This window comes from Dinoroseobacter sp. S124A, assembly GCF_049801015.1.
Classification (GTDB): domain Bacteria; phylum Pseudomonadota; class Alphaproteobacteria; order Rhodobacterales; family Rhodobacteraceae; genus Dinoroseobacter.
In genome coordinates this window covers 281,796-301,706 of sequence record NZ_JBNAGD010000005.1, presented here as the reverse complement: position 1 = coordinate 301,706, position 19,911 = coordinate 281,796, and the positions used below count along the sequence as shown (strand labels likewise).

Below are 19,911 nucleotides of genomic sequence, written 5' to 3'. Positions count from 1 at the left end.
CGCGGCGCGTTCAGGCGATCTTCGCCACGTTCACCTCAGCGCGCTGCGCGAAGCCCAGACGTTCATAGAGCTGAATGGCCACCGCATTATCCGCGTAGGTATGGAGGAAAGGCCGGTCCCCATCGGCGCGGATCTGGCCGATCATGGCGCGGATAAGGGCCGTGGCGAGGCCCTGGCCCCGGTGCTCGGGATGCACGCAGACCCCGCTGATCTCGCGCAGCCCGGCAAAGCCCATGCGTTGCCCGGCCATGGCGATCAGGGCACCGTTCTCGCGCAGACCGATAAAGGCGCCCATGCGATAGGTGCGCAGCTCGAACGGCCCCGGTTGGGTCAGCTGTGCCAGCGCCAGCATCTCGGGCACATCCGCAGGACCAAGGGTCAGACTGTCGATCTCTGCGGCGCTGGCGTCGTCGGTGGCAACCATCTGCACCCCCTTGACCAGGCTCAGCATCTCACGACCCGGAGGGATCGGGATCTCGGCGACCTGCGTCACGAGGACCGGGGCCGCGCGCCGGGCGATGAGCGCGGCCAGATCCGCCTGATCCTCGGGCGCATCGCTGGCCGCAGCGGCAAAGGGGCCGATCTCGGGCTGCAGCATTGCCGCGCCGTTCCGGGTCAGGGCATGGGGTTGCCAGCTTTCGGCAAAGGACGCGCGCACGGGCGCATCCAGCAATTGGGGCAGAGTGGGGTCATCAAGCATTGCAGTCTCCAAACAGGCAAGGCGGCGACAAAAGGGCCGCGAGATAGGCCCGGTCTAGCGATGCGCAGACATGCGTGCTTGAGGACAGGATAGGGATTTCATGAGGGTTCTCCAATTGCCAATCCTCCGAGCGGAAAAGGCTGCGCGGCCCGGGCAATGCCGCCTTTGCGGGCTGGCCGCTGCAAAGAGCCCGTTTTGGCCCGGACCAAGCCGAGCGCAGGGCTGGGTGCCATCATACCTCTTCCCGAATTCCCGCCGCGGATGTCACACGCTCTGCGTTAGGAGCCTGTCGATGCAGACGACCGGGCATCTATGAGAGCGCTACGCGGCCTGTATCCTCTGGTCAGCGCCGTGGCGGCACGGGCACAGGCGGGTGTGGCGGGTCCCGGTGGGGTACGCTCAGCCCTCGGATGCGCGCGGCGGCCTTGCGGGCTGGCATCTGCCCGAACGTTGTTCCGGCACCTATTGGGATGTCAAAGGTGCCGGTATTCAGGGTTCCGGGGCGCGGAACACCGCAGGGGATCCCTGCAACAAGACCTGCTCTCTCGCCCTATTGTCTTGTCCGCGGAAACTGCCATCTTTAAACTTGCTCAAATGCGGGGATTGCCGCCGCCGCCCCCGGAGTGAGCGCAGACGGAAAAGAGACCGATGAAGCGTGCAGCCCCAGTTGCAGATGACGGTCAGGAATCTGTTCCCAATTACTGGCTCAGCAGCCTGAAAGAGGTGCCTCATCTGGGTCCCGGCGCGCTCGCGGATGCGCTGGAAACAGCGGGGCTCGAGACACAGGTTCTGGACACCCCCGGCGAGATGGTCCCCCTGATGCAGGAAATCGCCGTGGTCGAGGCGCTGGCCCGGCAAAGCGATGATCCGCTCTTTGCTCTGAAGCTCGGGCTGGCGGCTCGGGCCAATACCGGCTCCATCCTGTCCTATATCCTGTTTGCGTCCCCCACCTTGCGCGCCGGGCTCGACCATATCGCCGAATTCGTGCGGCTGACGCGCCCGCGCAGCCGGGTCGAGATCCGCAGCGAAGGGGCCACCACCGAGTTCCGCATGGGGCATCCGGCCCCGAGGGTGCAGCGCGCGGTCCATTACCGCGAGTTCGTTCTGGGCAGCATCCTCAACAGCTGGTCCGCGGCCACCCAAGCGCCGGTGCAGCCCCAGCGTGTCCATGTGGCCGCCCCGATCGGGCATCGTGCTCGGGCAATCTCGGGGGCGCTGGGCTGTCCGGTGGAGGATGCCACGGGCTATACGGCGATCGTCCTGAAATCCTCGGCGCTCGATCTTCCGATCCGGTCGAGCGATGCGCATCTGCTGCTCCATCTGACGGAGTATGGCCGGCTGATCCTGTCGCAGCGGCGTCCGGATCCGACCAGTACCCGGGAGCGGGTCTTTCAATACCTGATGCGCCGCTTCCATGCGGGGTTGCCCCGTTTGCAGGACGCCGCCGAGGCGCTGGGCCTGTCGGAGAGGACCCTGTCGCGCAAGCTCGCCGAGGAGGGGACGACCTTTCGACTGGTGATCGACGAGACGCGGGAGGCCATGGCAGCGGCCCTGCTGGAAGACCCCAGTGTCTCGCTGACCGAGATCAGTTACCTTCTGGGCTTTTCCGACCCCAGCAGCTTCTCCAACGCCTATCGGCGCTGGACCGGGCGCCCGCCGATCTCGGCCCGCGCGCCACGGCAGAAATCCGCCTAGCCAGCCAGGCGGCGGGTCCGAGCAAGTCTTTGGCGCGTCGGCCCAAGCGAAACGCGCCCCGCCCTGCCATGTGACCTCCAGAGCCCGCAATCACCGGGCTGGCCATCAATTGTTGCTGAGAGGAAAACAATGTCCAAAGGGACTTATGAAGAATTTCGCGATGCGCTGCGGGCGTTTGAATCCGGCTGGGATCGGGATCGGTACGACAACGGCATCATCATCGACGCCCAGCTCGACCAGTGGGCCGGTGGGCCGGTCACCGAGTTCTATCCGGGCTATAGCAGCTGGGGCGACCTGACCGACGCGGAATGGGATGCGATGTCCTATCGCTCCACCAACTCGCTGGGATTTGTCGGATACCAGTTCGGCGAGGCGTTGCTGATCGACCTCGGATATTACGATGATGACGTCTATTACCTGGGCGGCGATACGATCAACCGTTGGGATGGCGACTGGACCGGCAAGGCCGGGGTCACCTCGCTCGACGACTTCATGACCGCCGAGGCGCAGGAGGTCGCGATCCAGGAGGCGTTCGGGTTCAACCTGCAGATCATCGAGCAGCAGCTTGGCTATCAGGGTTACAGCCTCGATGACTTCATCGGCGAGACCTTCACCTATCAGGACGTGGATGGCTCGACCGTCTCGGTCGAGATCACGGTGACCGGCCTGATGGCGGCCTCGCATCTGCGCGGTGCCTTCGGCACGGTCAACCTGCTGCTCGGCGGCGGGGCGTCCACGGATGAGAATGGCACGTCGATCCTGCGCTATATCGAGGAATATGGCGGCTATGACAGCCCGAGTGTGGACGAGGCGATTGCCTTTTTCGAAGACCGCAAGACGGGCGATGAGGGGCTCGGCACGCCCGGCGGTGACGGACCCGGCGACGGCACAGGTGATGGTTCGGGTGATGGCTCGGGCGATGGCGGCGACACTGGCGGGACCGGGCCCTCGGGCAATGGCGATGCCAATGTCACCAAGGAGACCGCGGATGTCGTGATCACGTGGTCCTATGGCAGCGATACCGTGATCTCGGATTTCGACCCGGCCACGGACACGATCTTCATCGACTGGATCGGGGCGGATGCGCTGGAGGTGGTGGAATACACCGCCGATGAGGGCACCGCGTTTGGCGTGACCTTCTTCGTGCCCTCCAACAACCAGTCCACCACGCTGGAGAATGTCTCGCTTGGGGATCTCTCGGCGGCCAACTTCACCATTCTGGATGACACCGCCGCGGCGGAGGTTCTGGGCCTGATCGGGGATGGCTCCGGCATGGGCGACGGGGACGGCCATGGTGATGGCGGTGATGGCGATGGGCATGGTGACGGCGGCGATGGGGGCGATGGTCACGGGGATGGCGGTGATGACGGGCATGGCAATGGCCATATGCATCAGCATGTCTATATCAATCTCGACACGCCCGCGCAGGTGATCGACGGCTTTATGCCCGGCATGGGCGACATGATCGAGATCGAGGCCGATGTCACCGCCGATGCCTTCAACATTTTCGAGGAATCCGGCGATGCGCTGGGCCAGACGGTCCGGATCGAGCTGACCCAGAACGGTCAGACCAAGCAGATCGTGTTCACCGGCTTTGGCCTCGACGATCTGACGCTGGCCAATATCACCGCCGCCAATCAGGGGGTCCAGAACGAGATCGCCGCGGCCCTCGGCGCGGTCAATACGACCCCCGAGGATGGCGAGGGCTATACGCTCAGCTATGACAATGACGGCTCCAACCCGCCCGAAACCACCGGTGCGACCGAGGCGGACGGCGTGAAGTACAAGGCCGACAGCAATGCCGATGACATCGTTGGCTTCGACATCACGCGGGACGAGCTGGATTTCGGCGGCACCTCGGTGCATGGCATGATCATCACCAAATCCGAAGCCGGTGAGATCGTGATCGACAGCCCCTGGTCCGAGGCCGCGCAGATCGTGCAGGGCGTCACCTATCAGGATGTCACCATCGACAGTTTCGGCGTGGTCGGGAACGAGCATCTGCGCCAGGATCTCGGCGGCGTTGTCTCGTGGGAGCAAGGGGTCGGCCCCCGCGCCGATGACACGGTCTATATCCGCAGCCACGAATACGGGGCGAGCGAGGTGATCGACGGGTTCGACCCGACCTCCATGAAGATCAGCTTCCTCTATTTTGGCACCCGCGAGCGGCTGAGTGTCGAGGACAGCGCCGAAGGGCTGGTGATCTCGTCGCTGCCCAGTGGCCAGAGCTTCACCTTCACCGGGGTGACCAAGGCCGAACTGATCCCCGGAATGGTCGAGTTCCATTTCGACCAGGTGATGGAGGATAACCTCGAGGATCCGTTCGGCTTCGACCAGAACGACGTCACCTTGGTGGACCGGACCATGCTGCTGACACCCGAGGCCCCCGCCGGGGCGAGCACGGACGGGTTCCAGACCCGGACGGGCGATCTTACCGGGTCGATCTATGAGGGCGATGGCGGCGACGGTGGTGATGGCGGTGACACCGGCGGCGACGGAGGGGACGGTGGGGACACTGGCGGGACCCCGGGCGAGGGCGACACCGTGGTCTTCTCCGATGGCACGGCCGAGGCCTATACCCTGGGCTGGAGCTATGGCTCGACCACCACGATCGCCGGGTTCAATCCGGCCGAGGACACGTTCGATTTCGGCTCGTTCTCCGGTGACCAGATCGCCGTGACCGAGCAGGAGGACAGCCTTGTCTTCGAGGTGCTGGGCAATGGCGGGGATTTCGTGGTGCTCGACGGGGTGCAGGCCGAAGACCTCACGGCCCAGAGCCTCAGCGCGCCGTCCTGGAGCGGGATCCTTGACGAGGCCAGCCCGCTGGTACAGGCGCTGACCGATCTCGGCATGGATCTGGGATAAAACCGCGGGGAGGGGCCAAGGGCCCCTCCCGTCTGTCCGACATCGCGGCCCGGCTCAGAGGCCGTTGACGTTCAGGAACACTGAGTAAAGCGAGCTGGTCGCAGCTGCAGACAGGCGGTTCTTCTTGGCCCCGCCAAAGGTGACATTGCCCACGATCTCGGGCAGGTGGATCTTGCCGATCAGCCGGACATCGGGGGCAAGACAGTGCAGGCCATCGGCGGCCGAGCTCCAGATCCGGCCATCCCGGTCGAGCCGGAACCCGTCGAAAAAACCTTTCGTGCAGGTGGCAAAGACCTCTCCACCCGAGAGGCGCGTGCCCCCCTCGGCCACGTCGAAGCGCCGGATATGGGCCGGGCCGTCCGGATCATGGGTGCCGCCGGTATCGGCGATGAAGAGCGTCTTTTCATCGGCGGAAAAGGCCAGCCCGTTGGGTTTCACGAAATCCGTGGCCATCGCCACCACCGCACCGGTGCCCGGGTCGATCCGATAGACATGGCAGGCGCCGATCTCGCTCTCGGCGCGGTCGCCCTCGTAATCCATCATGATCCCGTAGGACGGGTCCGTGAACCAGATCGCGCCGTCCGAGGTCACCGCGACGTCATTGGGCGAGTTCAGCCGCTTGCCCTCCACGCGGTCGGCGAGAACGGTGACGCTCCCGTCAGGCTCGGTCCGGGTCACGCGCCGGGTCAGATGCTCGCAGCAGACCAGCCGCCCCTGCGGATCGACCGTGTTGCCATTGGTGTTGTTCGAGGGCTGGCGAAAGACCGAGACGGACCCGTCCGTTTCGTCCCAGCGCATCAGCCGGTTGTTGGGGATGTCGGACCACAGCAGGTAACGCCCGGCGGGAAACCATGCCGGCCCCTCGGACCAGCGCGCCCCGGTCCAGAGCCGTTCGACCCGGGCAAGGCCGATGAAACAGGCGGAGAATTCGGGCTCGATCACCCCAAACCCCGTGCCCTCGATGACGCCGAAAGTCATGGTGCGTCCTTTCCATGGATGATGTGGTCAGGCGCGGCGGCACCCGCTTCAGGGTCCCGCCGCGCGTGTGCTCGGCTCAGTCGCGCAGATCCGCGGGCAGCAGTGTATCGGGGATGTTCTGATAACTCACCGGACGCAGCCATCGCGTGATGGCCAGTGTGCCCACCGAGGTGCCGCGCACATCGGTGCTGGCCGGGTAGGGGCCGCCATGCATCATGGCAGGCGCCACCTCGACGCCCGTGGGAAAACCATTGGCGAGGATGCGCCCGGCTTTCTCTTCGAGGATCGGCAAGAGGGTCTGCCCCAGCGCCGTATCCCCTGCATCCATCTGCAGGGTTGCGGTGAGCTGGCCTTCTAGCGCTTCGGCCAGGGCCTCCATCTCGGGGGTGTCCTCGCACAGAACGAGGATCCCCGCCGCGCCAAACACCTCATGCTGCAGCGCGCGGGTGGCCATCCATTCCTTGGCTGAGACCTTGAACATCGCCGGAAACGCGGCGCGGCTTCCCTTGGGCGCACCACAGGAGGCCAGTTCTGTTGCGAGATCCGACAGGGTCTTCACCCCTCTCTCGTAAGAGGCCTTGATGCCATCGGTGAGCATGACCTGCTCGGCCGTGCCCCGCAGGGCCGTGACGGCGGCCTCCTCGAAGGCGTCGGCCTCGGGGCCCTTCACCATCACGGCGATGCCGGGGTTGGTGCAGAACTGGCCCGCGCCCATGGCGAGCGAACCCGCCCAGCCGCTGCCGATCTCGGCCCCGCGCGCGGCCATGGCTTCAGGCAGGCAGAACATCGGGTTGATTGAACCCAGCTCGCCGTAGAACGGGATCGGCACCGGGCGCGCCTGGCACAGGTCAAAGAGCGCGCGGCCCCCGGCCAGCGACCCGGTGAAGCCCACTGCCGCGATCTCGGGATGGGTGACCAGCGCCGCGCCGGTCTCGTTGCTCGCCCCCTGGATCATCTGGAACGTGGCCTAGGGCATCTGGCAGGCTTCCATGGCCTTGGCGATCGCCTGACCCACCAGCTCGGCTGTGCCCGCATGGGCGCCGTGGCCCTTCACGATCACCGGACACCCCGCCGCCAGGGCCGAGGCCGTGTCCCCCCCGGCGGTCGAGAAGGCCAGCGGGAAGTTCGAGGCGCCAAACACCGCGACCGGGCCGATGGCCTTTTGGATCAGGCGCAGGTCCGGACGGGGCAGGGGCGCACGATCCGGCAGAGCCGCGTCCTTGCGGATGTCGAGATACTCTGTCGACTCCAGCAAGTCGGCGAACATCCGGAGCTGCCCCGTGGTCCGGCCCCGCTCGCCCACAAGGCGCGCCTCGGGCAGGCCGGTTTCGGCCATGGCCGTGCGGGTAATCTCGTCGCCGAGCGCATCGATCTGCTCGGCGCAGGCGCGCAGGAACGCGGCGCGCGTTGCCCGGGGCAGGGCGGAATAGGCGCGGAAATCGCGCCGCGCCGCCCGGCAGGCCACATCGATCTGCTCGGGATTGGCCTGGGCAAAGACCTGCCCATCCAGATCGGCCGAAGCCAAGGTCGTCTCGGAGCCTACCCAGGCCCCATCAATCAGGTTCTTACCGTAGAGCATGCTACTTTCCCCAGCGCAGGACCAACGGGTCCAGTGGTTTCAAAAGGTCGATCATCCGGGCGCGAATGGCCGGATGGAGCGGTTCGATGGGATGGCGACAGGCCTCGGAGGCGATCACGCCGCCCTCGACCATGGCCGCCTTGCAGGACAGCCAGCCGCATTGGCGGTTCTCGTGGTTGATCGCCATGGCCACCCGACCATAGGCGGCGGTGGCTTCGTCGATGCGGCCCGCATGGTAATGGGTGATGACCGGTTTGATCTGATCCAAGATCATGCCGGAGGTCATCGACCCCGTGGCCCCGGCGTCGAGATCGGCAAGAAGCGTGATCGCCTCCTCGCCGTCAAAGGGCGCCTCGATGGCCTCTCCACCCGCCGCGATCAGGTCGCGCAGCTTGTTGGCCGCGCGCGGGCATTCGATCTTGAAAAGCTTCACCGCCTCGATCTCTTGCGCCATGCGCACCAGCAGCGGCACCGGCAGATCCACCCCCGAGAGCGGTGCGTCCTGCACCATGATCGGCACGCCCACCTCGCCCACGGCGGCGAATTGCTCGAAGGTCTGGCTGGCATTCCCCTTCATCAGCGCGCCGTGATAGGGCGGCATCATCATCACGATATCCACGCCCAGCGATTTGCAGAGCTTCGCGCGCCCTACCGCGATGCGGGTGGCGTAATGGCTGATCGTGACGATGACGGGCACGCGGCCTGCGATATGTTCGACGCAGAGCCGGGTCAGGATCTCGCGCTCTTCATCGGCCAGCAGAAACTGCTCGGAGAAGTTCGCAAGCACGCAGATCCCGTCCGCGCCCTGATCGATCAGGCAGTCGAGCACCCGTTTCATCCCCTCCAAATCGAGCGATCCGTCCTCCTGGAACGGGGTCGGGGCGACGGGCCATATCCCTGTATATTGGGTCATGCGTTACTCCGTGATCTCGAAATTGTGCAGGTGCTTGTCGGTGATGGTGATCCCGAGACCAGGCAGGTCGTCATCGAGATCGATGAAGCCGTCGACCGCATCCGGGTCGCCCTCGAAGATGTAGTAGAAGAGCTCGTTGCCGACCTCGACATCGAAGACGGGGAAGTATTCCGAGATCATGCAATTCGCGTTGGCCATGGTCAGGTGGTAGTTGTGCATCTGCCCGGCATGGGGGATGACCGGCACCTGAAAGGCCTCGGCGATCGCGTTGATCTTCTGGGCCGCCGTGATGCCGCCGACGCGGTTGGTGTCATATTGCAGGATGCTCACCGCGTTGGTCGCGATCAGGTCCTTGCAGCCGATCACCGAGAACTCGTGCTCGCCGCCCGAGATCGGGATGATGTTCATAGCGTTGAGCTGGCGATAGCCCTCGACATCATCGGCGATCACCGGCTCCTCGAGCCAGCGGGGCTGGAATTCCGCCAGTTTAGGCAGCATCCGCTTGGTGTAGTCCTCATTCCAGCCCTGATAGCATTCGAGCATCAGGTCCGCGTCATCGCCGATCACCTCGCGCACCGCGCGCACGCGGTCGAGGTTCTCTTGCATTCCCTTGGGCCCATCCTTGGGACCATAGCCAAAGCGCATCTTGTAGGAGTGGTAGCCGTGCGTCTTCGCCTCTTCGGCCTCGGCCTGCATCGCCTCGATCGGACCGGCATAGAGCTTGGAGTAATAGACCGGGATCTTCTCCTTGGTGCGTCCGCCGAGCAGCTTGAACACCGGCTTGCCCGCGAGCTTGCCCATCAGGTCCCAGATCGCCAGATCCACCGCCGAGATCGCGGTCATCCCGATCCCCTTGCGGCCCCAAGCATGGGACCGGCGGTACATCTTTTCCCACAGATAGGCGTAGTCGAACGGGTCCTCGCCGATCACCATGGGACCGAACCAGTCATCAATCGCGGTCTTGACCACGGTCGGGGCGAGGGCGGCATTGCCGATGCCCACGGTACCGTCCTCGGTCTCGATCTCGCAGGTCAGCCACTGGTGGAACCGGAAAGAGGACATGGCATCGCCCTTGTCCCAGAGCGCATCCGAGGCGTTGGTGCAGAAATTCCCCGTGGGCGGGACCGTGGGGCCGGTCCAGTTCCACACCCGCGTGCGGACGGATTTGATCTTGGTCATCTGAGTGTCTCCTTCAGGCCGCGTCGCGTTCGGCGCGGTGTGTCTTGGCCATGCGCACCAGCAAATCAAAGGCTTGCCGGGTCGCGCCTACATTGGCCTTGTTCTGTCCGGCGATGTCGAAAGCGGTGCCATGGGCCGGGGTCGCTACCGGTATTGGCAACCCGCCCGCCACGGTCACGCCGCGCTCGAACCCCATGAGCTTGATCGCGATCTGACCCTGGTCGTGATACATGGTCACGACCGCATCGACCTCGCCGCGCTGGGCCTTGAGAAACACCGTGTCCGAGGGCCAGGGGCCGGTCACATCCATCTGGCGTTTCTGGGCCGAGGCGACGGCGGGCTCGAGGATCTCGATCTCTTCGCGGCCAAACTTGCCGTTATCGCCCGCATGGGGATTAAGCGCCGCAACGGCGATCCGGGGCCGGGCCTTGCCCGCCTTGCGCAGGGTGTCATTGGCAAGGTTGACGGCACGCAGCACGCCCGCCTCGGTGATGTTCGCCGCCACATCCTTCAGCCCGATATGGCTGGTCACCCGCGTGGTCATCAGCTCGTCGAGGACATTGAGCTCGGAATGGTAGCCCTCATGCCCGAGATAGCGCGCCATATAGCGGTGCTCATCCTCGGCATTCAGCCCCGCCGCCGTCATGGCCGCCTTGTTGAACGGGCCAAAGAGGATCCCGTCCACGAGCCCGGCCATCGCGAGATCCATCGCCTTGTCGAGGCAGCGCAAGGAGGTCGTGCCGCCGAGCACGGTGACCTCGGCCACCTGCACCTGCTCGGGCGTGATCGTGTCCATCTCCAGATGGGAGAGCCCGTGCTGTTGCGTGATCGCCTCTTCGGAGATCGTGGCAAGCTCCAGCTCGGTCTGGGCCTGGGCCGCGCCCTGCTGCCAGAGATGGCTGTCCCCCACCAGCAGGATATCGGCGGCCGCACGGACCTCGTCGCTCTGCAGCAGTTTGGCGATCAGTTCCGGTCCGATGCCCGAGGGATCCCCCGGCACGATGGCGATGCGTGGCTTGCTCATGCCCGCCCCTCCCAGTGTTTTGAAAATCCGTCCGGCAGGATGACCATCACGTCAGGCTCCTTGCCGGTGTCGAAGGTCTGCACGACCTCGAATGTGTCGAGATTGAACCGCTGCACCTGCTCGCAATCGATGGCGATATAGGCGAAGGCCGCCTCGTCATCGATGCACAGCGCCAGCGGGTTCGCGGGGGTCTTCTGCTCGTGAAGCATTTCGCCCGTGGCCTCGTCAAAGACCGAGAAGGACCCGCCATGGTGGTTCATGGTCACGAGCCGGTTCCGCTTGCCGTCATAATAGATCCGGCAGGGATCATCGGGGGTCGGAAAGCTGCGCAGGATCTCGAGACTGCCGGTGTCGATCACCGCCACCGTGTTGGAGATCCGCTGCGAGGTATAGAGGATGCCCTCGGCCTCGCGCAGGCAGCGGCCCTCGGGTTTCTCACCGGTCTTGATCGAGACCGGAGCGACCGCCGCGTCATAGGGGTTGAAGACCGTCACGTCGCCGGAGGTCAGGTTCATGGAATAGGCGGTCTGGCCATCCTCGGTCAGGGCAAAGAGGTGGCACTTGCTGCCACCCGTCGGGGTGATGTGGTCCCAACCCTGGTCAAAGGCGCGGGGGTTCTCCTTGACCAGCAGATACCCGGTCCATTCCGACAGCACATAAAGCCGCCCCTGACCGTCGAGGCCGATGCCATGGGGGCGGGCATGTTCGCCCAGATCGTAGATATGGGCGACCTCCTGCTTGCGGATGTCGACCACGATCACCGAGCGGCCATCAGTGCCGTCAATCCCGGAATTCTGCACGCCGTAATGGCCGATATAGGCGTAACGGAACTCGTCATCGACGACGAATTCATGGGGGTAATCCGGCAGACCCAACCGACCTTGCAGGGCGCCGGTCTCGATGTCGTACCAGCTCACGCAATGGCTGCATTTCTCAATTAGCATCATGGATTGCGCCATGGGGATGTCCCTTCTTGTGGCTGCCGGGTTCTGCGGCGGGTGGTCTGGGGGTGTGTCGGGCGAGGCGCGTGCCCCGCCCGACGCGTGGCTCAGCGTTGCAGCGCGCCGACGCCGGAGAAGCGGAAGGCTTCCTTCTCGAGCGCGTCGATCTCCTCGGCGCTCATCTGGTCATGGGCGACCGTGATCCGGCCCAGGAAGACGAAGGGCAGCTCGCCCGCGCGGTCCTCCAGATCGGCCTTGATCGCCTCGGCCGTGGCCGCACCCACATCATCGACCATGCGCTTGGGCGTGGCATCCAGCTCGCCCCGACGGATCGCGTCAAGCTCGAGACCCGTGCCGCCCCAACCGGTCGAGAAGATCTCTTTCTCCTTGCCGACAGAGACCTGCGCCTCGACCGAGCCCATCGCCATCGCGGTGTTCGCGTTGTGGATGATCTTGGCCTCGGGGTAGGATTGCAGGATCAGCGAGGTGCCGGCAAAGCCGCCTTCGCGCTGGTACTCGCCATAGTGCTCATAGACCGTGGTCCAGTTGCCCTTCTCTTCGACGCAGGCCTTGAAGTCACCCGAACGCTGGTTGTCGGTGATCCCGGGAATGCCGCGGTTCATCGCCATGGTAACATCGTTGCCCAACCGCCCCAGCATGTAGTCGCACATGGTCAGCGCACCCGCCGCCGACGAAAAGTCGAACCAGGCTGCAGGTTGCGCCGTCATGTCCTTCAGCGGCGTGTGGAACGCCCAGACATAGGTCGTCAGGTCGTCGGTTTCCGCCGCAAGCTTCGAGATATTGTCGGCCTGAACCGCCAGCTCGGACGGGCCAAAGATCACGTAGTCATAGAGATCTTTGTCCTGCACGACCTGGTTGGCATAGGTGGTTTGCAGCGAGTGCTCGATCTGGCGCGAGGCGAACTCGGTCGTCTCGTAAGGGACACCCAGCTGGTCCAGACGCTTGGTCATCGCCAGGTAGTTGCGCGCCCAGAAATCGGACGTGTCCGAGGACGGATAGATCAGCGCGATCTGGATCGGCTTGTCGAGACTGCCGGTGAACTTCACGGCCTCCGCCCCCACGACGGCCTGCATGGCCTCAAGCGTGCCATCTGCGTTCACCTCGGCGGGCACCCAGTGATCGCGCTCGGCGATGTCGGGCAGTTCTTTCAGGGGCAGGGTGCTGTGACCGTCTGCGAAAGCCGCTGTGCCCAGTGCCGTGGCGGCGACCATTGCTGTTGTTGTCAGAAGTTTCATACGTTCGTTCCTCCCGTTACGTATTGGTTTGTTGGGGTTTCCCGGCGGCCATGGGTCTCATGGCCGCCGAAAACTTGGGTCAACCGCTTGCGACGACGTCGCCAGCTGTCAGTCCGCCGATTGCGAGAAGGGCAATCAGAAGTCCGATGATCGCGGCTGCAAATCTGACCATCTTCATGCCCTCGGCCGTTTTCAGGTCGGCGAGCCATCCGCCCGCGCCATCGCGGTCCTTTTTCTGGATCCAGGCGTAGAGCGCGACGGAGCTGATGATCACGAAGCCCGAGGCGACCGGCTGCCAGAAGAACTCGATCCGCAGGGTCACCAGCGCGTTCAGCATCATCGCCAGAAGCAGAACGCCCGAGAACGACCCGATGATCGACGCGCGGCCTCCGAAGAGGGACGTGCCGCCCACGACAACCGCCGCAATCACGTGCAGGTTGAAGAACGGGGCCATCGTTGCCTGGATCGCGTTCTGTTTGCCCGTCAGCATCAGACCGGCCAGCGCGGCACAGGCCCCGCAGAGCACATAGGCATAGACCTTGTGACGGTTCACACCGATGCCGGTCAGTTCCGCCGATTCCGGGCTCGATCCGATGGCCACCGTGTAGCGGCCCAAATAGGTGCGCTGCAGGATGTAGTAGCCGGCGACCATGGTCAGGATCCCGATTACAGCCGGGGTCGGGATGAAGAACGGCGTGGTGCCGCGCCCGATCTCGGTCAGCAGGTCCGGGAACCGTGCCAGCACCAGCCCTTTGGCCAGCAGCAGCGCCAGACCAGCGCCAGCGCCTGACCGATGGCGGCGGTCCGGCCCTGGATCGAGCCTGCCCCGTCGAGCACCCGCAGGTCCCAGCCGATTGTGGCCACGGCCTCCTCGATGCCATTGGTCACCCCGAGGATCCCGCCATTTTTCAGATCGCCCGCCACGACGACGATGGACTTGCCTTCGGCGGCCTTGGGGCCCGTGGTCGGGCCGTCGAACGGGGTCTCGGCGAGGGCGGTGAAGCCAAGTCCGGCCATCAAGGCCGCGGCGGAGACAGTGGTGAAGGATCTTCTAAGCATGGTTTCCTCCCTGATGCTTATGCTTACTTCTTGGCGCCCTTGCGCCGCTGTGCGTAGCCCGCGATGCCGATGGCAATCAGCAAGGTCACACCGTTGAACATCGGCTCAACCCAGAACGAGCCGCCGAATTGCTGGATGCCGGAGATCCCCACGGCGAGGATCGCAACCCCCACCACCGTGCCCCAGACATTGACCCGACCCGGCTTGATCGTGGTCGAGCCGAGAAAGGCTCCGACCAGCGCCGGCAGCAGGAATTCGAGACCCACGGAGGCCTGACCGATCCGCAGCTTCGAGGCCAAGAGCACCCCGGCAAAGGCCGTGATGAAGCCCGAGGACATGAAGGCGCCGATGACGAATTTGCGGGTGTTGATGCCGTTGAGCTGGGCCGCACGCTGGTTGGCGCCGATGGCATAGAGGTAGCGGCCGATGGGCGTGTATTCGAGGATCAGCCACATGGCGATGGTCAGGCCCAGCACGTAAAAGCCGGTGATCGGCAGACCGAACACGAAGGTGCCGTTGATCGCATAGAACGGTTCGGGCAGCGCGCCGACCATCTGGCGGCCACCGGTGTGCCACAGGGCCAGCGCATAAAGCACGGTGCCCGTCCCGAGCGTGGCGATGAAGCTGTCGATCCGGGCGATCTCCACCAGCATCCCGTTCAGGAACCCTGTCAGAAGGCCCAGGGCCAGCACGCTCATGACCGCGATGGGCCAGGGGAAGCCGTAAAGCGTCTGCAACGAGATCGCGAGCACATGCCACAGCACGATGCCATAGCCCACGGTCAGGTCGATCCGGCCTGCCACCATGGGGATCATCGCCCCCAGAGACAAGAGCGCGATGATCGCCTTGTCCGAGATGATCGCCCGCAGGTTCAGCATCGTCGGAAAGGTGTTCGGCAAGAGGATCGAGAACAGCACGATCAGGATCGCTGTCAGGATCACCAGACCATAGACCGGCAGGAACCGGATCACCCGCGTCTTGAGCGAGGCGTTCTTCAGCTCGGCTTTCGTGGGCTCGAGAGCGTTTGATTCAAGCGATTGCATAGTCTTCTTCCTTAGCTCTCAACAGCGTTCGACGCGGATGCGGTCTGGATCAGGTTCTCGGTCGTCAACTCGGCTCCGGAGAGCTCTTTGACGATGGCGCCCTGGCTGAACACGATGGCCCGGTGGCAGATCGCCGCGACCTCTTCGAAATCGGTGGAGACGACGACGATGCCGACCCCCTCTTCGGCGGCGCGGTTGAGCAGGGCATAGATCTCGGCCTTGGCCCCCACATCGACGCCTGCGGTCGGGTCCTCGCAGATCAGCAGCTTGCGCTTGGTCTCAAGCCAGCGCCCGATCACCACTTTCTGCTGGTTGCCGCCCGACAGGCTCTCGATCGCCATGCTCTGGTCATTGGGCGAGAGCGCCACGTCTGCCCCGATCTGTTCGGCCATGGCGGTCTCGGTCTTGGGGCTCATGAAGGAAAACAGCGCCCGGCCAAAGGCAGCAGGGTTGAGAAAGGTGTTCTCGCGAATGCTGAGCGACATGGCCACGGATTCCTCGGTGCGGTCCTTGGCCACAAGCCCGATGCCCGAGGTGAGCGCGGTTTGGGGCGAGGTCAGGTCCGGCACCTCGCCATCCAGCAGGATCTGGCCAGTGAAAGCCTCGGCGCCGAAGATCGCCCGTGAGACCCCCTCATGCCCGGCGCCGCGCAGCCCCACGAGGCCCACGATCTCTTGCTTGTGGAGGGTGAAATCCACCGGTCCGGCCGCCTCGACCCGCAGGTTCGAAACCTTGAGGATCGTGTCGCCCCGGGTCAGCTTGGGCTTCATGACCTGCCGCGCCTTGCGCCCCACGATCATGTAGACCAGCTCTTCGGGGGTGGTGTGTTCGATGTCGCGCAGCCCCACGAGCTCTCCGTCGCGCAGCACGGCGACCCGGTCGGCAATGCGAAAGATCTCGTCGAGCCGGTGCGAGACATAGATCATCCCGACGCCCTGATCCTTGAGCGGACGGAGCGCTTCGAAAAGCCGTTCCACCTTATCGGCCGGAAGCGACGCGGTGGGCTCGTCCAACACCAGAAAATCGCATTCCACGGCGAGGGCCCGGGCGATGGCGACCAGAGATTTCTCGGTGCGCGACAGGTCCTGCACCCGCGTGGTCGGGTCGAAATCGCAGCCCACCTTGTCCAGCGCGCGCTGGGCAAAGGCGGTGACCTCGTCCCATTTGATAAGCCCGCCCTTGCGGGAATACCCAGCGCCAGCGCGATGTTCTCGGCCACACTCATCCATTCGATCATGCCGAGATCCTGGTGGATGAAGGCCACCGATTACCGTTCGCCAAAGCTGCCGGGACGATGCTCATAGGGCTGGCCGTTGATCATCACCCCGTCCTCATCGGCCCTGTGAATGCCGCCGAGGATCTTGATCAGAGTGGATTTGCCCGCGCCATTCTCGCCCAGCAGGGCCACGATCTCGCTGCGTTCGACATTCAGGGACACATCGCGCAGAGCATAGGTGCCCCCGAAATGCTTTTTGACGCCATTGAAGAACAGGTTGTTTCGCAGGTCATGCAGCATACGTCCGCCCCTCCCAAGGCAGCTGGGCACTTTCAAATGCGACCTGAGCATTGAGTTACCCGTAACGTAACCGAGATAAATCAGGTTATAGATGAACAAAAACAATAAGATAAGCTTGGCAGAGGTGGCGCATAGCGCAGGCGTCTTCAAGATGACGGCCAGTCGCGTGTTGCGTGACGAGGGCGGCTTCTCGGAGAAAACGCGCGCCAAAGTCATGGCTGAAGTGGAGCTTTTGGGCTACCTCCCGAATCGTCTCGCGACTGTTTTTGCCGGGGACAAGAAGTCCACTTTCGTCGGGGTCAGCATCCCCGAACTGGGGAACGAGATCTTTGCACAAGTGCTCGAGGGGATCGATCGCAAGCTCGGATCCTTCGGGCATCAGACCGTGCTGGGATTGACGGAACATGCTCTAGAACAAGAAGAAAAATGGATCGAGACGGTTTTGTCGTGGCAGCCCGCCGGGCTGATCATCACCGGGCGGTCCCATACCTCGCGGGCGATCCAGATGCTCAGCGGGTCGAACCTGCCGGTGGTGGAAATCTGGGATCTGAATTCCAGCCCGCTCGATATGTCCGTGGGGTTGAACCACTATGACAGCGGCTATGAGATGGGCCGCTATCTGTCTGGTCTTGGGTACAAAAAATTTGCTTATGTGGGGACAAGCCACGATACGGGTAACGCGGCCAGTTCCCGGCTCAGTGGCTACGGTCAGGCCGTGAGCGATGCCGGTGGTGTGCTGGAAAAACAGCTGCTCTTCCGCGACACGCCGGGGTTCTACACCGGGTTCTATGGGACAGAGCAACTGCTGGCCACGGGCGCGCAGGTCGAAGTCATCTACTACCAGAACGACAACATGGCCGTTGGCGGGCTGCAATACTGCCAGAAGGCTGGACTGCGGATCCCCGAGGATATCGGGATCGCCGGCTGGGGGGATCTGCCGAGCGCCTCGATCCAGCCGTGGCGCCTGACCTCGACGGCGATCCCGCATCTCAAAATCGGCCAGATCGCAGCGGAAATGCTGCTGGCCAAGATCAATGGTCAACCCAGCGAACCCAAGCGCGATGTGGGGTTCAAGCTCATCGCGGGCGAGACCGTCTGGCGCGGCTAGCCTGCCCTAGCCCTCGGCGAGTTCCGGATGGCCATAGGCCTCGGGGTAGGGCATGGGTTTGAGCGGGCCGAGGGGCACCACGCCGTTCCAGGATCGGCCGAAATACCCCTGCCGGCAATGGCGCAGCGAGCCGGCCTCCGCGACGCCCGGCAATCCGTAGACCCGGCAAAGCCAGCGCCACAGATGGGGGTAGTCGAGGATCCGCGCGCCGTTCAGCTTCATGCGCAGCATGTAAACCGGGTCATGGCGGTAGAGCGTTGGAAACAGGCGAAGATCGGCCTCGGTGAACGCGTCACCTGTCAGAAAAGCCCGGCCATCCGACAGGAGCTGATCCAGCCGGTCCAAGCTGTCGAAATAGGCGGCAAAGGCCGTGGCATAGACCTCTTGGTCCGACGAAAACCCCGCCTTGTAGGCCCCGTTATTGATCGTGGTGTAGATCAGGTCATTCAGTTCCCGGATCTCGACCTGTCGGGCCGGATCTTGGGGCCAGAGCACCACGCGCGCATCCGCACACACGGTGCTGCCCAGAGCATCCGCATGGGCGTCGAGCATCCGGATGATCTCGGCGCTTTCATTGTTCACGATGCGCTGCGCGCGCTTGTCATAGAGGATCGGGACCGACTGTTCCTCAGACCCTTCGCGGCGATAGACCTCTTTTGCGAGGCGCAGGCCCGCGCCGGTCCCGGTTTCGGCGGTGCATTCGGGCAACGGCGCGCCGGTCAGGCTGGCGATGCGGTCCGGCGCGAACTCCCACAGGTTGGGACCCTCCGGATCGTCCTCGCCGGTGCGATTGGGAAAGGCGATATCCAGCGTGATCGCCTGTTCCAGACCCAGAACGCTGCGGGCAAGGGTCACCCGGTGGCACCAGGGGCAGTTGAGCGCCACGAAGAGGTGATAGCGCCCGGGCTCTGCCGGGGTCTCCGGATCGCCGATGGCCCGGCGAAACCCGCTCACGCCACGCACGAATTCGCCCCGTGCCCGGCGTGTTTGCAGGTCGGTCTGGTCTTCTTCGGTCGAGATATCCCCTGTCATGGGCGCAGTCTCGGGCTTCGCGCCGGGGATGAAAAGCCCGCGCTGCACCGGGCATGCCGAAACCCTGCCCGAACGGCGGTCCGGCCCATCGTAGGCCCTGGTTTTCAGAGCGCCCAAGGATGCGGCGTATCTGATCACGTTCTTGTCAGCAGAAAGCCGAGGCGAGAGCCACTTCGCGCAAGGTCTTTGGCGCGTTCCGGGATCTGTGATACCCGGTGGGGACGCGACGATTGATCAAAGCATTACTGGCAGGACTTTGCGCAAGGGGAGACGGGTATGAAACGGCTGTTAGTTTGGATGGTGGCCCTGATGTCCCTGGCCTGCGGCCCGGTGCTTGCCGAGGGGAAGGCACTGCGGATTGCGGCTACGGAATGGCCGCCTTTCTATGGTGCGGATCTGGAGGATAACGGCTTTGTCTCCGAGATCATCCGCGAGGCGATGGATCGCCAGGGATACGCCACCACGGTCGAGTTCCTGCCATGGAAACGCGCTCTGGCCAGCGCGAAATCCGGCAAACATGATGGGCTCTACACGGTCTGGTATCGCGAAGAGCGCGAGGAATGGTTCCTGTTCTCGGAACCGCTGCCACCCAGTGAACTCGTGTTCTTCAAGCGCGTGGATACGGATATCACCTCGAGCAATTATGCGGATCTGACCGATTACACGATTGGGGTCGTGCGCGGTTACGCACCGCCTCCGGGCTTCGAAGAGGCGCAGCTGCGCACATCCCCCTCCAGCGACGACGCCGAGAACCTGCGCAAGCTGGCCAAGGGCCGGGTCGATCTGGTCTTGGTGGACAAGATCGTGGCGCAGCACATCATCAATACCGAGCTGTCGGATCTGGCGGGCGAGCTCGACTGGATCGATCCGCCGGTCCACATCGACATCCAGCACCTCGTGATTTCAAAGGCGGCGGAAAACAGCGAAGTGATCCTCGCGGATTTCAATGCAGGCCTCGCCGAGATGACCGCGGATGGCACCCTCAAGGCGATCATGTCCAAGCACGGTTTCTAGGCGTGGCGT

Annotated in this window: 17 protein-coding genes and 1 pseudogene; 4 read left to right on the top strand and 14 right to left on the bottom strand. The window is 64.0% G+C overall.

Going from position 1 to position 19,911, the window contains the following annotated elements; all coding sequences use genetic code 11:
• Positions 1-10: 10 nt before the first annotated feature.
• Entirely contained in the window at positions 11-700 is a 690-nt protein-coding gene (locus tag ACP15I_RS14515; RefSeq protein WP_424975641.1) for a GNAT family N-acetyltransferase, read from the bottom strand.
• Positions 701-1,348: 648 nt separating this feature from the next.
• Between ACP15I_RS14515 and ACP15I_RS14510 the strand changes: the two genes are divergently transcribed.
• Positions 1,349-2,395 carry an AraC family transcriptional regulator ligand-binding domain-containing protein gene (locus tag ACP15I_RS14510; protein WP_424975640.1) on the top strand — a complete coding sequence of 349 codons (1,047 nt, stop codon included), beginning with the start codon at positions 1,349-1,351 and terminating at the stop codon, positions 2,393-2,395.
• 129 nt (positions 2,396-2,524) lie between these two features.
• On the top strand, positions 2,525-5,260 hold the full coding sequence (locus tag ACP15I_RS14505) for a hypothetical protein (protein WP_424975639.1): 2,736 nt from the start codon (positions 2,525-2,527) through the stop codon (positions 5,258-5,260).
• A 54-nt stretch (positions 5,261-5,314) separates the two neighbouring features.
• Here ACP15I_RS14505 and ACP15I_RS14500 read toward each other — a convergent pair whose 3' ends face one another.
• From ACP15I_RS14500 to ACP15I_RS14445, 12 genes and pseudogenes are all read right to left on the bottom strand, one after another.
• The gene (locus ACP15I_RS14500) at positions 5,315-6,238 is read right to left on the bottom strand and encodes an SMP-30/gluconolactonase/LRE family protein (RefSeq protein WP_424975638.1); all 924 of its coding nucleotides are present in this window, start codon (positions 6,236-6,238) and stop codon (positions 5,315-5,317) included.
• A 76-nt stretch (positions 6,239-6,314) separates the two neighbouring features.
• Positions 6,315-7,817 (bottom strand): annotated as a pseudogene (locus ACP15I_RS14495) (aldehyde dehydrogenase (NADP(+))).
• Position 7,818: 1 nt separating this feature from the next.
• On the bottom strand, positions 7,819-8,730 hold the full coding sequence (locus ACP15I_RS14490; RefSeq protein WP_424975637.1) for a dihydrodipicolinate synthase family protein: 912 nt from the start codon (positions 8,728-8,730) through the stop codon (positions 7,819-7,821).
• 3 nt (positions 8,731-8,733) lie between these two features.
• The gene (locus ACP15I_RS14485) at positions 8,734-9,909 is read right to left on the bottom strand and encodes an L-rhamnonate dehydratase (RefSeq protein WP_424975636.1); all 1,176 of its coding nucleotides are present in this window, start codon (positions 9,907-9,909) and stop codon (positions 8,734-8,736) included.
• 13 nt (positions 9,910-9,922) lie between these two features.
• Positions 9,923-10,933: a 4-hydroxythreonine-4-phosphate dehydrogenase PdxA gene (locus ACP15I_RS14480; protein ID WP_424975635.1), complete on the bottom strand. Its 1,011-nt coding sequence runs from the start codon at positions 10,931-10,933 to the stop codon at positions 9,923-9,925.
• Positions 10,930-11,880, bottom strand: coding sequence for a YncE family protein (locus tag ACP15I_RS14475; protein ID WP_424975634.1), 951 nt, complete (start codon positions 11,878-11,880; stop codon positions 10,930-10,932). The genes ACP15I_RS14480 and ACP15I_RS14475 overlap by 4 nt, the downstream gene beginning before the upstream one ends.
• A 101-nt stretch (positions 11,881-11,981) precedes the next feature.
• Positions 11,982-13,130 carry a substrate-binding domain-containing protein gene (locus tag ACP15I_RS14470; protein ID WP_424975633.1) on the bottom strand — a complete coding sequence of 383 codons (1,149 nt, stop codon included), beginning with the start codon at positions 13,128-13,130 and terminating at the stop codon, positions 11,982-11,984.
• Between the two features lie 79 nt (positions 13,131-13,209).
• A complete protein-coding gene (locus ACP15I_RS14465) occupies positions 13,210-13,875 on the bottom strand; it encodes an ABC transporter permease (RefSeq protein WP_424975632.1) in 666 nt (221 codons plus the stop codon).
• The gene (locus ACP15I_RS14460) at positions 13,848-14,189 is read right to left on the bottom strand and encodes a hypothetical protein (RefSeq protein ID WP_424975631.1); all 342 of its coding nucleotides are present in this window, start codon (positions 14,187-14,189) and stop codon (positions 13,848-13,850) included. The genes ACP15I_RS14465 and ACP15I_RS14460 overlap by 28 nt, the downstream gene beginning before the upstream one ends.
• Before the next feature lie 23 nt (positions 14,190-14,212).
• Positions 14,213-15,232, bottom strand: coding sequence for an ABC transporter permease (locus tag ACP15I_RS14455; RefSeq protein ID WP_424965235.1), 1,020 nt, complete (start codon positions 15,230-15,232; stop codon positions 14,213-14,215).
• Positions 15,233-15,243: 11 nt separating this feature from the next.
• Positions 15,244-16,461, bottom strand: coding sequence for a sugar ABC transporter ATP-binding protein (locus ACP15I_RS14450; RefSeq protein ID WP_424975630.1), 1,218 nt, complete (start codon positions 16,459-16,461; stop codon positions 15,244-15,246).
• Positions 16,462-16,499: 38 nt separating this feature from the next.
• A complete protein-coding gene (locus ACP15I_RS14445) occupies positions 16,500-16,748 on the bottom strand; it encodes an ATP-binding cassette domain-containing protein (RefSeq protein ID WP_424975629.1) in 249 nt (82 codons plus the stop codon).
• Between the two features lie 91 nt (positions 16,749-16,839).
• Between ACP15I_RS14445 and ACP15I_RS14440 the strand changes: the two genes are divergently transcribed.
• Positions 16,840-17,856 carry a LacI family DNA-binding transcriptional regulator gene (locus tag ACP15I_RS14440; RefSeq protein ID WP_424975628.1) on the top strand — a complete coding sequence of 339 codons (1,017 nt, stop codon included), beginning with the start codon at positions 16,840-16,842 and terminating at the stop codon, positions 17,854-17,856.
• A 6-nt stretch (positions 17,857-17,862) separates the two neighbouring features.
• On the opposite strand, the gene ACP15I_RS14435 is transcribed toward ACP15I_RS14440, so the two are convergent.
• Positions 17,863-18,888 carry a glutathione S-transferase C-terminal domain-containing protein gene (locus ACP15I_RS14435; protein WP_424975627.1) on the bottom strand — a complete coding sequence of 342 codons (1,026 nt, stop codon included), beginning with the start codon at positions 18,886-18,888 and terminating at the stop codon, positions 17,863-17,865.
• Positions 18,889-19,164: 276 nt separating this feature from the next.
• On the opposite strand from ACP15I_RS14435, the gene ACP15I_RS14430 reads away from it, so the two are divergent.
• Positions 19,165-19,902 carry a substrate-binding periplasmic protein gene (locus ACP15I_RS14430; RefSeq protein ID WP_424965230.1) on the top strand — a complete coding sequence of 246 codons (738 nt, stop codon included), beginning with the start codon at positions 19,165-19,167 and terminating at the stop codon, positions 19,900-19,902.
• The last annotated feature ends 9 nt before the right edge of the window (positions 19,903-19,911 follow it).

What these genes read in the sequence shown, in the direction of transcription:
- ACP15I_RS14515 (WP_424975641.1), bottom strand. Translation starts at nt 700, where the DNA reads ATGCTTGATGACCCCACTCTGCCCCAATTGCTGGATGCGCCCGTGCGC.
- ACP15I_RS14510 (WP_424975640.1), top strand. Translation starts at nt 1,349, where the DNA reads ATGAAGCGTGCAGCCCCAGTTGCAGATGACGGTCAGGAATCTGTTCCC.
- ACP15I_RS14505 (WP_424975639.1), top strand. Translation starts at nt 2,525, where the DNA reads ATGTCCAAAGGGACTTATGAAGAATTTCGCGATGCGCTGCGGGCGTTT.
- ACP15I_RS14500 (WP_424975638.1), bottom strand. Translation starts at nt 6,238, where the DNA reads ATGACTTTCGGCGTCATCGAGGGCACGGGGTTTGGGGTGATCGAGCCC.
- ACP15I_RS14490 (WP_424975637.1), bottom strand. Translation starts at nt 8,730, where the DNA reads ATGACCCAATATACAGGGATATGGCCCGTCGCCCCGACCCCGTTCCAG.
- ACP15I_RS14485 (WP_424975636.1), bottom strand. Translation starts at nt 9,909, where the DNA reads ATGACCAAGATCAAATCCGTCCGCACGCGGGTGTGGAACTGGACCGGC.
- ACP15I_RS14480 (WP_424975635.1), bottom strand. Translation starts at nt 10,933, where the DNA reads ATGAGCAAGCCACGCATCGCCATCGTGCCGGGGGATCCCTCGGGCATC.
- ACP15I_RS14475 (WP_424975634.1), bottom strand. Translation starts at nt 11,880, where the DNA reads ATGATGCTAATTGAGAAATGCAGCCATTGCGTGAGCTGGTACGACATC.
- ACP15I_RS14470 (WP_424975633.1), bottom strand. Translation starts at nt 13,130, where the DNA reads ATGAAACTTCTGACAACAACAGCAATGGTCGCCGCCACGGCACTGGGC.
- ACP15I_RS14460 (WP_424975631.1), bottom strand. Translation starts at nt 14,189, where the DNA reads ATGCTTAGAAGATCCTTCACCACTGTCTCCGCCGCGGCCTTGATGGCC.
- ACP15I_RS14455 (WP_424965235.1), bottom strand. Translation starts at nt 15,232, where the DNA reads ATGCAATCGCTTGAATCAAACGCTCTCGAGCCCACGAAAGCCGAGCTG.
- ACP15I_RS14450 (WP_424975630.1), bottom strand. Translation starts at nt 16,461, where the DNA reads ATGGATGAGTGTGGCCGAGAACATCGCGCTGGCGCTGGGTATTCCCGC.
- ACP15I_RS14445 (WP_424975629.1), bottom strand. Translation starts at nt 16,748, where the DNA reads ATGCTGCATGACCTGCGAAACAACCTGTTCTTCAATGGCGTCAAAAAG.
- ACP15I_RS14440 (WP_424975628.1), top strand. Translation starts at nt 16,840, where the DNA reads ATGAACAAAAACAATAAGATAAGCTTGGCAGAGGTGGCGCATAGCGCA.
- ACP15I_RS14435 (WP_424975627.1), bottom strand. Translation starts at nt 18,888, where the DNA reads ATGACAGGGGATATCTCGACCGAAGAAGACCAGACCGACCTGCAAACA.
- ACP15I_RS14430 (WP_424965230.1), top strand. Translation starts at nt 19,165, where the DNA reads ATGAAACGGCTGTTAGTTTGGATGGTGGCCCTGATGTCCCTGGCCTGC.